Below are 12,060 nucleotides of genomic sequence, written 5' to 3'. Positions count from 1 at the left end.
GATAAAATTAATTAAACCGTTGCAGGAATGTTCTTGCAACGGTTTTTTGTTTCAATACCGTTTTGGAATTTTATCCTTTAGATCTAATCCTTTTAGAAGCAACTAATAAAAAGTATCATTTAGGAATTATGAGAAAATTAAATGTTTTTTCATGTTTCGGATTGTCTATAATTAAAGTCTTATTTTTGTACGAATTAATAGCGCTGTTTTTTATTTAACAGCAATCTTTATTTCACAGAGTCAATAAATAAGAGAACCAATGAATGACGTTTTTTCCATAAAAGAAGCCATACATAAGATAGAACATTTTTGCGCCTATCAAGAACGTTGTCATCAAGAAGTGGTGCAAAAATTGAGAAGCATGAAGATGGATTCCGAAGAAATCGATACCATTATGGTTCATCTCATCAGTGATAATTTTCTCAACGAAGAACGTTTTGCCTGTAGTTTTGCCAGAGGAAAACACCGCATTAAACATTGGGGAAAAATTAGAATTGTAAACGAATTAAAGTCAAAAAAAATAACACAAACGCTTATCAATAGTGCATTAAAGGAAATCTCTCCTGAGGAATATGCAACAACTTTTCACACGTTAGCAGAAAGACATTGGGAATCCATACGAGAAACTAATTTGATAAAAAAACGTAAAAAATTCTGTGATTATATGTTACGCAGAGGATTTGAAAGCAATTTAGTCTTTGAAAAAGTCAAAGAGCTGGAGAATTTAAAAGAGTAATAAAAAATACCGATGCAATCCTAAATTAGAAACTCAAAAGTACGCTTACCGCATTTCCACCAAAACCAACTGCATTAATTAATACTTTTCTAATCGGTTTTGTCTGTAATTGTGCTTCCGCAAAAGGGACTCCGATGAACCTATTATGTTGCATCATCATAATGGCCAATTCCATGCTGAGTATTCCTGAAGCGCCAAAAGTGTGTCCAATTTTCCATTTATTAGTAGTCAATAAAGGAAGTGTTTCACCAAAGACTTTCTCAATGGCTTTATATTCCGTCAAATCACCTTTTATCGTTCCTGGTGCGTGCATCACAATCACATCAACTTCCGATAAATTCGTGTTTTGCAAAGCCATTTTCATTGATTTCTGGAAACAAGTCGCTTCAGCTGAAATGGAAATATTATGTTCCAAAATTTCTGTTGCATAGCCAATACCTTCGATATAAGCCAATGCATTTTCTTTCTTACCAATTTCGAGACAACAAACTCCGGCACCTTCGCCAAGAATCATCGTGCTTTGTTTTTTTTCTAAATCAAGAGCACGATTGGGATACGTCTCTTTACTATTCGAATAAATTTTCAGCGCCCGCATTTGGGCAATCGTAAAATCTGTTAAAGGCGCTTCGCTTCCTCCAACCAAAAATTTATCAGCCATTCCGGATCGCAGCCAAGCCACACCATTAAGTAAAGCATGTAAAGCCGTAGAACACGTAATGGAATGTGAAATTTCCGGACCTGAACTTTGCAAATCATGGCTCACCCACGAGGAAATATTCCCCAAAGTTGTAGTAGGAGAAGCAAGTGTATGGGCTTTTCCTGTTTCTAAATATTCTTGATAGTGTTTTTCGAATAAATCTGTTGCACCGCGCGAAGAACCAATGTTGATTCCGAAAATATCATTTTGAGTCCAACCCGCATTTAGCATCGCTTTTCTGGAAGCCGCCATCGCATACAAAACCGATTTATCTAACGATTTGTATTTAGTATCTGATTCTCGTAATTCGGAAATAACTTGTTCTGAATCAACATCTAAAGCTGCTACGTAAGTTTTTTTATTGTCTAAATCATGTTCCGTAAAACAATGATTTTCATTCAGATAATTTTCCCAAATCACTTCTGGTGTATTTCCTAAAGGTGAAATGGAAGCAATGGCAGTTATAGAGATTGTTTGAGACAAAATAGTGTTGTTATTTAAGTGCAAAGGTCGCAAAGTTTTTGCAAAGTTCACGAGGGTTTGAAAATTTATACATTCAAAATACCGCTTTATTGTTATAAATTCAAGCTATTTCTAAAGCCTTTTCTACCACTTGATATACTTTTTCCAATTGCTCATCGGTGATAATATAAGGTGGCAAAATATAAACTATGTTGCCTACAGGACGCAGGATTATTCCATTTTCGATAAAGAAATCATAGAGTTTGTTGCGCAAGGTTCCATAATAACTGGCAGCACTTTCGGTTTTTATTTCTAAAGCAAAAATGACTCCGAGCACACGAGTTGTGGTTACTTTAGGATGGTTTTTTATATGTTCCTGAAAGTCTAAATGTCTTTGATTTACTCGAATAATATTAGCTTGCATTTCATTGGTTTGTAACAATTCAAAACTTGCCAAAGCCGCCGCACAGCCCGTAGGATTTGCCGTGAAAGTATGGCCGTGAAACAACGCTTTATTAATATCATCATCATAAAAAGCCTCGAAAATAGCTGTAGTAAAAGTAGTAATCGCCATAGGAATAGTACCGCCGGTCAACGCTTTTGACAAACACATCATGTCTGGTTTTTCTACCTGATAATCCGTTGCAAAAGTTTTTCCTGTTTTTCCAAAACCCGTCATCACTTCATCGGCAATGGTGAGCACTCTATTTTCCTGACAAATACGCATTAATTGATCTAATGACTCCGGCTCATACATCACCATTCCTGCCGCTCCTTGAACGAGTGGTTCATAAATAAAACCAGCGCACTTATTATCTTTTATCACTTCATTCAGCATATCGTAACTTTGCTGTTCTTGTCCTTTCACAGGAACTGGAATCCGAACTACGTCAATGAACATCCCTTGAAAGGCCTGCGTATAAAATGAAATTCCGCTTGCCGCCATTGCCGCAAAGGTGTCGCCATGAAAAGCGTTTTCGAAAGCAATTATTGTAGTTCTCTTTTCCTCTTTGTTGAAAAAATATTGCAAAGCTACCTTAATCGCAACTTCAACCGCCGTAGAACCATTATCGGAAAAGAATATTTTTTGCTGGTTTTTGGGTAAAATTTCCATCAACTTCTCAGCAACCAAAATAGCTGGCTCATGGGTAAATCCACCAAAAAGTACGTGTTCTAATGTCGTAAGTTGTTTGTAAATCGCATCGGCAATGAATTTATTCGAATGTCCATAAGGATTCACCCACCAGGAAGCGATTGCGTCAATATATTCTTTTTCATTTTCGTCCCAAAGCAAAGCGCCTTCGCCTTTTTTAATGGCAATGGGCAACGCTGCGGTTTTGTGTTGTGTATAAGGATGCCAAAGATATTGGCGGTCTCTTTCTGTTAAATTCATTTTATTTTAGATAAAAGAAGTAAGAGACAAGATAAAAAGATTTCATATAATAGAATATTCTTTCTTCTCATTTCTTTATTCTTAATTTATAATTCCAATAACTTTTCTCTAAATAAATCAGCATATTCTTTTATTACATTTTGGTCAAAATAAGGTTCTTGCTCAATTCTTCCAATGCATTTTAGACCAGTTTTATTCAAAACTATTGTTTCCGTAGCTTTGTTTTCTTCACCATTAAAAATAATTCCGGCAATATAGATTTTTCGGCTTTGCAACGCTTCAATCGTGAGCAAGGTATGATTGATACTTCCCAAATAATGTCTGGAAACAACAATCACTTTATAATCGGGTTGAATCAAATCGATAACAGAATCGGTCTCATTTAATGGAACAAAAATACCTCCAGCTCCTTCAATTACTAAATGATTAACTGTCTTAGGCTCGGTGATATTTTCCAAATCAATAATAATTCCGTCTAATTCTGCTGCGAGATGCGGACTTGCCGGCGTGTTCAAAGCATAACTATTAGGATGAACTACGGTCTTTTTATTGGACAAAAATGATTTTATTTTATGACTGTCCGAATTTTCTAAATCGCCAGCTTGGATAGGTTTCCAATAATCGGCTTCTAGTGATTCCGTTATAATGGCTGATGCAATGGTCTTACCGACATCGGTAGATATTCCTGTGATGAATAGTTTCATATAAATAGCACACGGATGACACAGATTTAACTGATTGTCACGGATTTTTAAAAATTTATTTTAGTTTTTTCTGTCGTTGGTGTAAATAGACCTTTTGAATTCTGGAGTTGTTCCAAAGTTCAATAATAATCCAATTTCTACCTCAGTTGCCTTTAGATAATTTAAAAGTTGGGCTTTATGCTCATCCATCAAACATTCACAGGCTTTAAGCTCAAGAATGATAGAATCTTCAATCAATAAGTCCGCAAAATAGTCGCCCACTAATTGACTTTTATAATATACTTTAATTTGTTTCTGCGCTTCTACTTTATAACCTTGGGATTTCAACTCAAAATACATAGCATTTTGATATACTTTTTCAAGAAATCCATATCCAAGTTCATTATAAACTTCAAAATAGTATCGCTCAAATTTCCATGCAATAAATTACCCATCGTATATATTTTAATTAAAATCAGTGATAATCCGCTAAATCCGCGTCATCAGTGTCCCATAAAAACAAAAGTACTCAACAATCGCATTACTTCGGAGATTTCTTCTTTTGAATTAAAGCTGTGCAAACAAAATCGCAATCGTTCCTGCCCTTCGGGAACCGTTGGCGAAAGTATCGCTTTGACATCAAACCCTTTTTCTTGTAGCTTTAGGGCTATGGATTTAACATTTTCATTTCCCGAAATAATCGCTGATTGTATGGCTGATTTGCTTCGAACAAACAATTGTTTTAAGCCTAATAAATTTTTCTCTTGATTGAAATGAATAATGTTTGCTCTAAGCAGTTCTATATTTTGTTTTTCTTTGTCTAAATAGTGGTAGCCCATTAAAATCGTGGCAACCGAATGGGGTGAAAGTCCCGTAGTGTAAATAAAACTTCGGGAAAAATTTACTAAATAATCCCTCAATTCTGGAGCACCTAAAATCGCGGCACCATGACATCCCAATCCTTTTCCGAAAGTTATAATCCGGGCGAAGACCTGATCTTGTAAGTTTAAATCTTGAACCAATCCTTCTCCCTTCTCCCCAAAAACGCCCAAAGCATGCGCTTCATCAACAACTAAATAACAATTGTGTTTTTCGGACACTTGTACTAATTCTTCAAGGTTTGGCGTATCACCATCCATTGAAAAAACAGATTCGGTAACAATATAAATTACCGAGTTTTGATTTCGAAGAATTAATCGTTCCAAATCCTCAAAATCATTATGATTAAATTTATACCCTTTGGCATTCGATAATTGAATTCCATCCCGAATGGAAGCGTGACACAATTCGTCGTATAAAATCAAGTCGCCTTTTTGCGGAAGCGAACTAAAAAATCCAACATTAGCATCATAACCTGAATTAAAAATTAACGCCGATTCCGATTTATGAAACTGCGCAATATATGTTTCGGTTTCCGGATATAGTTTATGATTTCCGGATAATAATCTGGAACCAGTAGCTCCATTTTTAATCTCATTAGTTTCAATTAAATACTGGTGCGTTTCCTGAAAAATAGTTTCTGATTTGGACAATCCAAGATAATCATTGGAAGCAAAATCAATTCCTTTAATGGGTAAAGGCAATTGTCGCAAAGCATTGTTTTGCTTTCGGCTTTCCAATTTAGCGGATAGATTTTGTGGAAATTTTCTCATACGCTACAAAAATAAGCATCTTTTTTGGTTTATATATTTTGTATCATTTTAGTTTAATACCTTTTTAAAATTAAGTTGTTTTTAAGATAATGGTTCGGCTTTCAAATTGCATTACATTATTCATAAAAACTAAATTCTTTAAAAATTAACAACTGAAAAATAATAGTCGAAATAAAATTGATAAAAATTTACGAAAACGGTTTCGATTCAATACTTTGTTAAAATTATGTTAATATTGTCTTAAAATTCACTTCAAAGATATTTCATTATAAAATAGTTTTCTACTTTCGGCCATTATGAAACGAATTGCATCACTTTTCTTATTAGTAACATTGTTTTACAATGTTCTGGGATACTATCTGATGTTTGCTTATCAACAAGAGCAAGCATGGGTGACTAGTATGGAAAAAGCACCTAGTTCAGAGATGCATGTAATACAATTGAATGCTACTTTATATTCTTTCATTGAAGACACTGATTTTGAATATGTAAATGAAGATGTTGTTATTAACAATAAAAGTTACCACATTTTCAAGAAAAGAATTCAAAACAACATCCTAAGCCTTTATTATCTTCGTAATTCACACCAAGATGCAATAGGCAAAGACTTAAAAGACATTGTTGACAATCAATTATTTAACGGATCTTCTTCCAAAGATACTCCTGTAAAAAAACTGATGAAATCTTTTCTACAAGATTATATCCCAAACAATACTGTTGCAGTTGATTTTTTTACAAAAACAGCTACAGCTTCGATTAAACCTATCATTACGCCAAGCATGGCATTAGATTCTGGATACATTTCCTTATCGTATTCCCCACCAGACATCGCATAATTCTTTCTACTATTTTAGTGAAATCATTCACTATCATCTGGCATTTGTTAAGTCAAGATAATTCATGATTACTTTAGCCAAGACTGTACAATTATTACAATTTTATTTAAAATTAAGCCCATTACAAATACAAAATAGTCTTTTGTGTTATCTGAAGTCACTTTTTTAAAAGGATTCAAAGGCGTATTTTACATTTAAATTCTGTTTTATTTTGTACAACTAGCGTTCAGAATCATGACTTAAATTCATTTACAATTCAAAAATGGATTTCTAAAGGAGTTATTTATTTAAAATAAACACTTACTCCATTTTGCTTTGTAAATCAAATGAAATTTTTTGGACGAAAGCCAAAAGTGAATCTTTTTTACAACAAGAATACTATCAACTAACTTATTTTTTTAACACTAAACCTCTTTACAGAAAGAGGCTGTTACTAGCTTATTTTATATCATTAACTATTCAAAAAAACCAAACCTTGAAAAATTTATCCATTTTACAATCTGCTTTTATTTTTATCTTATTCCTTACAATTGCTTTTAATACCCAAAAAATTGCTGCACAAGGCTGTGTGGCTATTAAAGGTAATGCTACTACATGCATGGCTATTCATCCAGATAGCACCAATGTTTCCGGATGGCAATTTGCCGCCAGTGGTCGCTATTTTAGATCATTTAGACACTTTTCCGGAACGGAAGAAAACAAACAAAGGTTAATACAAAAAACAGAAGTCATAAATTACACCTCAATTTTTGATCTTTCACTGACTAGAATACTAAACAATCGCTGGTCAGTTATGGTTGACCTTCCCGTTTCGAATAATGTTCGTTCTTCATTGTATGAACATGGATTAGTAAACGGTACTTACGTTAAAAAGGAAAGACATTCAACACGTTCTTTTGGCTTAGGAGACATTAGGTTTGCTGCTTATAGATGGATGTTAGATCCAGTAAAAAGCACAAAAGGAAATATTCAACTAGGATTGGGACTTAAATTACCAACTGGTGATTATGACTACAAAGATTATTGGTATAATGTAGGTCCAGGTGGAACAAAAGAATTGCGTACTGTAGATCAATCCATACAATTAGGGGATGGAGGTACAGGAATTACTTTTGAATTAAACACATTTTATAATTTCTTAAAGAACTTTGGGGCTTATGGTAATTTTTATTATCTAAGTAATCCTAGAGAACAAAATGGTGTAAGAACATATAGAGAAACAATATCCCCAAATTTAGCAAATGAAGCTATTATGAGTGTTCCCGATCAATACATGTTTAGAGCCGGGTTTAATTATTCTTTCAATTATATAAAAGGCTTATCATTAGCAGCAGGTGCACGATTAGAAGGCATCCCTGTTTATGACCTTATTGGTGGTAGTGGTGATTTCCGTCGTCCTGGGTATATCTGGTCTGTAGAACCATCTGTAAACTACGATTATAAAAAAATCACCCTGTTTGCATCAGTACCCTTTGCTTTTGCTCGCAACCGTACACAAAGTGTTACCGATAAAGAAAATTCAGTTACCAGAGGAGTTCACGTTCAAGGTGACGCTGCATTTGCTGACTACACAATAAACATCGGTATATCAACTAGATTTTAAGTAATCAATTATTTGAGAAGTTAGTTGTATTCCACAACAATATTAATAACACAGTACGTTTTTGAATTATATCAAAAAGAACTAAATCATTTTAAATATTAAAATACCAAACTATTAACCATTCAAACAAACCAAACCTTGAAAAATTTATCTTTTTTACATTCCGCTTTTATTTTTATTTTATTCCTTACAATTGCTTTTAATACTCAAAACATGACTGCTCAAGGGTGTGTGGCTGTTCGCCAAATGGGAGGGCAAAATTTAAATTCTTCAAATTCTTACAATCTAGATAGTGGTGAATTTCAAGTAGGAGTAAATTATCGCTATTTTCACTCTTGGAGACACTTTGTTGGTAAAGAGGAACAACTACAACGTCAATTAACAGGTGGTGGATTTGATGCAAATGGAAAAGAACGTGGTAATGCAGTAAACATCTATTCTCATGCAGTCGATTTAAATATTTCTTATGGATTAACCGACCGTTTTCAGTTGAACGCAACATTACCTTATGTAAACAATGAGCGTTCTCAAATATTGAGACAAACAACTCCTGTAAAAAACACATACCGTTACAGTGTTTATGCTGATGGAATTGCTGATGCTCGTTTGAGTGTTAACTATTGGGTTGTTGATCCAAAAAAAGCAGAAAAAGGAAATATTATGGTAGGATTAGGTGTGAAATTAAACACCGGTAGTCATGACCGTAGAGACGATGCCCCACAAACTGACGGAACTACTAAAAGTGTTGTAATGGATCAAGCTATTCAACCGGGAGACGGAGGCGTAGGTTATTCAGTGGAACTTCAAGCATTTCGACAATTAACAGGACGTCTTTATGGTTTTGCAAATGGGTATTATTTGTTTAATCCAAGAGAATCAAATGGTACATTTAAATCAGCCCCAAAAGCAGGACTGGAAGGATATGAAATATACGCTAGTCCAGACCAATATTTTGGACGTGCAGGATTTATGGCTGCTGTTGACAAAAAAGAAAATCTCACCGTATCATTGGCCGGAAGATTTGAAGGAATTCCAGCTTACGATGCTTTTGGCGGTCAAGTAGCGTATCGTCGCCCAGGATATGTTATCGCAGTTGAATATGGCTTTTCCTATCGAATAGGGAAACATGGTTTCAGTCTTTACATCCCTTATAATGTCGTAAAAAATCGTATTCAAAGCGCTGCCGATATTGCTGATCAAAATTTGAAGAATTCAGTAATAACTGATCCAAGTAAATATGTACATGTTCAAGGAGATGCCGCATTTGCAGATTATTCTATTAACGTTGGTTATTCGTATCGTTTCAATTTAAATAAAAAAATGACAATGTCAATGAAGCATTAATTTTAGATTAATAACTGAAGCTAAAATGCTTTAGTTATTCTTTAGAAAAAGATTATATATGCTATTCATAAATTAAACTATTTTATTAAATGAAAAAATTTTACTTAAGTTGCTTATTACTAACACCTATCTTAATGAATGCCCAAACAGATATTGACGGCATCATGATGAGCAAAAATAATTTTTGTGTCGGAGCAATATATCAATACAGTAGCTGGGATCAATACTGGGAGGGATCTCTTAAAAGAGAGAATCTAAATCTTGGTACCGTATCGACAAAATCCATTGGACTTATGGGAAATTATGGTATCTCTGATAAATTGAATGCAATTTTTAGTGTGCCGTATATAGAAACCAATGCTTCTGCTGGAACTATGAAAGGTCAAAAGGGAATACAAGATCTTTCGCTTACGCTAAAATACATGCCTCTGGAAAAAACAGTTGGCCAATCAACCTATTCCATTTATGCTTTGGGAAGTTTTTCAACACCACTATCCGATTATCCTGCTGATTATTTGCCTTTAAGCCTTGGTTTAAAAAGCAAAACAGCTTCATTGCGATTAATGGGTGATTATCAGAGAGGAAACTTCTTTGCTACAATATCTGGTGCTTATGTAAAAAGAGCGAATATAACAATTGATAGAAATGCTTATCTCACTGACGAAATCCATTATACAAACGAAGTCGATATGCCGGATGCCATTTCAGTAAATTTTAGAGCAGGTTATCGTTCTAATAGATTGATTGCCGAATTTGTTATAGACAATTGGGTAACCCAATCAGGAGGATTTGATATTACAAAAAATAATATGCCTTTTCCAAGCAACACCATGAATGCGTTAAAATATGGTGTTAATTCTAAATATACGTTTAAAAAAATACCCGAATTATCTCTTGTAGGTGGTTATAACTATGTAGTAGAAGGAAGAAACGTTGGGAAATCTGACACCTTCTATGGAGGTCTATTTTATGTGATTAATTTTAAAAAAGAAAGCAAACAAGATGAAAAATAATATACAAAAAACAGCCTATACTACTCTTCTAGCTTTATTTCTTGCCTGTACCTATTCGTGTAGTGATGATATTACTGAAAAAAATGAACAATTTCATGCCTTAAACCCTACAAATACAGACAATTTAGCTGGAACTTGGAAAACTTTTTTATTGACGACTCCAAACGAATTCCCACTTGATGTACCTGTTGCCACAAATACGCCAGCATTCACAAGAGAAATCAATGAAATAAAAAGCTATCAAGTCAACATATCAGAAGATCAAAAAAGAATAATAAAATACTGGAGTGCTGGTGGCGTTTTACGCTGGAATGAAATCATGCGAACTTTAGTGGCAAGACATAACCGTCCCCCTTATCAAAATGAAGACGGAACCTATCCTGCACCTTCGGCTGCGAATCCATTTGCAAATCCGCAATTTCCATTTTCAAATCCACCTTATGCAGCTAGAGCTTATGCCTATGTAAGTGCAGCACAATATGATGCAATGGTCGCCACTTGGTATTATAAAAAATTATACAACAGGGCAGCTCCATTCACTGTCGATGCAACTTTACAAGTTTTAATTCCAAAAAGTGCTATGCCTTCCTATCCTTCAGAAGATGGTGTTTTATCAGGTGTCACAGTTGAATTATTAAAATTATTGTTCCCAACTGAAATCGCATACATTGACGGAAAAGCGGAAGAACAAAAACTATATCGTATTATTAGCGGTGCCAATGTTAGAAGTGACGTAGAAGCTGGTGTGATTTTAGGAAGAAAGATTGCAGCCAAATTTATTACAAAAGCTGGTGCTGATGGAGCTGGTGCTGCTATAGGAAACCAAGCGCTTTGGACTCAATTGGAGACACAAACAGCAGCTACTGGAGAAACGCCTTGGTTGTCGTTAGATTTACCTGCAAGACCTCCAATGTTACCCTTATTTGGCAAAGTAAAATCGTTCCTGATGACTCCTGAAATGGTTGTTGCCAACAGACCTGTACCTCCACCATCTACAAAATCAGAACAATTTGCAAAAGAATTAGCTGAAATAAAAAATTATGGTACTAATCCGTCTAGAAAAAACATGCAAATTGTTACTTTTTGGGCTGATGGTGTAGGAACTTATACACCACCTGGTCACTGGAATGCTATTGCATCAGAGTCATTTGTAGAACAAAATTATAGTGAAGTACGATGGGCAAGAAATATGGCATTATTAAATATTGCAATGATGGATGCCGCTATCAGTTGTTGGGATGCAAAGTATACTTATTTTAATCCAAGACCATCACAAGTAGATCCTTCCATAAAAACAATGACCGGAACTCCTAATTTCCCTTCCTACGTATCGGGCCATTCTACTTTTAGTGGTGCTGCGTGTGTAGTTTTATCTCATTTCATTCCCGCAAAAGCTCAAAGTTTCATAAATATGGCAAAAGAAGCATCTGATTCAAGAATGTTTGGTTGTATTCATTACAGAAGTGATTGCGAAAAAGGACTTGAATTAGGCGAAAAAGTAGGTGGATTTGCCGTTGCAAGAGCAATTATAGACGGTGGTGAATAATTTAAATAAATAAGTTGATACTTTGTTTTAATGGTTTGTTTTAATATTTCATTTTATCAACTACCGCCTAACAGACGTTGGAAATCTGTTAGGCT

11 protein-coding genes are annotated in these 12,060 nt (G+C 34.6%); 6 read left to right on the top strand and 5 right to left on the bottom strand.

Annotated elements, in window-relative coordinates; genetic code table 11:
* Window positions 1–259 precede the first annotated feature (259 nt).
* Complete coding sequence (locus ACM55K_RS02945) at window positions 260–736, top strand: regulatory protein RecX (protein WP_416848749.1); 477 nt, start codon at window positions 260–262, stop codon at window positions 734–736.
* 25 nt (window positions 737–761) lie between these two features.
* Here ACM55K_RS02945 and ACM55K_RS02940 read toward each other — a convergent pair whose 3' ends face one another.
* From ACM55K_RS02940 to ACM55K_RS02920, 5 genes are all read right to left on the bottom strand, one after another.
* Entirely contained in the window at window positions 762–1,916 is a 1,155-nt protein-coding gene (locus tag ACM55K_RS02940; RefSeq protein ID WP_416848748.1) for a beta-ketoacyl synthase N-terminal-like domain-containing protein, read from the bottom strand.
* A gap of 100 nt (window positions 1,917–2,016) precedes the next feature.
* Entirely contained in the window at window positions 2,017–3,288 is a 1,272-nt protein-coding gene (bioA, locus tag ACM55K_RS02935) for an adenosylmethionine--8-amino-7-oxononanoate transaminase (RefSeq protein ID WP_416848747.1), read from the bottom strand.
* Window positions 3,289–3,374: 86 nt separating this feature from the next.
* A complete protein-coding gene (gene bioD, locus ACM55K_RS02930; RefSeq protein WP_416848746.1) occupies window positions 3,375–3,992 on the bottom strand; it encodes a dethiobiotin synthase in 618 nt (205 codons plus the stop codon).
* 60 nt (window positions 3,993–4,052) lie between these two features.
* A complete protein-coding gene (locus ACM55K_RS02925) occupies window positions 4,053–4,415 on the bottom strand; it encodes a GxxExxY protein (protein WP_416848978.1) in 363 nt (120 codons plus the stop codon).
* A gap of 59 nt (window positions 4,416–4,474) precedes the next feature.
* Window positions 4,475–5,623 (bottom strand): aminotransferase class I/II-fold pyridoxal phosphate-dependent enzyme, encoded by a 1,149-nt coding sequence (locus ACM55K_RS02920; protein ID WP_416848745.1) that lies wholly within the window; start codon window positions 5,621–5,623, stop codon window positions 4,475–4,477.
* A 296-nt stretch (window positions 5,624–5,919) separates the two neighbouring features.
* Here ACM55K_RS02920 and ACM55K_RS02915 point away from each other — a divergent pair, with 296 nt between their 5' ends.
* From ACM55K_RS02915 to ACM55K_RS02895, 5 genes are all read left to right on the top strand, one after another.
* The gene (locus tag ACM55K_RS02915) at window positions 5,920–6,459 is read left to right on the top strand and encodes a hypothetical protein (RefSeq protein ID WP_416848744.1); all 540 of its coding nucleotides are present in this window, start codon (window positions 5,920–5,922) and stop codon (window positions 6,457–6,459) included.
* 475 nt (window positions 6,460–6,934) lie between these two features.
* Window positions 6,935–8,062 carry a hypothetical protein gene (locus ACM55K_RS02910; RefSeq protein WP_416848743.1) on the top strand — a complete coding sequence of 376 codons (1,128 nt, stop codon included), beginning with the start codon at window positions 6,935–6,937 and terminating at the stop codon, window positions 8,060–8,062.
* Between the two features lie 138 nt (window positions 8,063–8,200).
* Window positions 8,201–9,406: a hypothetical protein gene (locus tag ACM55K_RS02905; protein ID WP_416848742.1), complete on the top strand. Its 1,206-nt coding sequence runs from the start codon at window positions 8,201–8,203 to the stop codon at window positions 9,404–9,406.
* A gap of 89 nt (window positions 9,407–9,495) precedes the next feature.
* Window positions 9,496–10,419 (top strand): hypothetical protein, encoded by a 924-nt coding sequence (locus ACM55K_RS02900; protein ID WP_416848741.1) that lies wholly within the window; start codon window positions 9,496–9,498, stop codon window positions 10,417–10,419.
* Complete coding sequence (locus ACM55K_RS02895) at window positions 10,409–11,965, top strand: vanadium-dependent haloperoxidase (RefSeq protein WP_416848740.1); 1,557 nt, start codon at window positions 10,409–10,411, stop codon at window positions 11,963–11,965. The genes ACM55K_RS02900 and ACM55K_RS02895 overlap by 11 nt, the downstream gene beginning before the upstream one ends.
* Window positions 11,966–12,060: the final 95 nt, after the last annotated feature.

This window comes from Flavobacterium arabinosi (genome assembly GCF_048158725.1).
Classification (GTDB): Bacteria; Bacteroidota; Bacteroidia; order Flavobacteriales; family Flavobacteriaceae; genus Flavobacterium; species Flavobacterium arabinosi.
The sequence above is the reverse complement of the archived record's forward strand: the minus strand, read 5'-3'. Positions and strand labels throughout refer to the sequence as shown.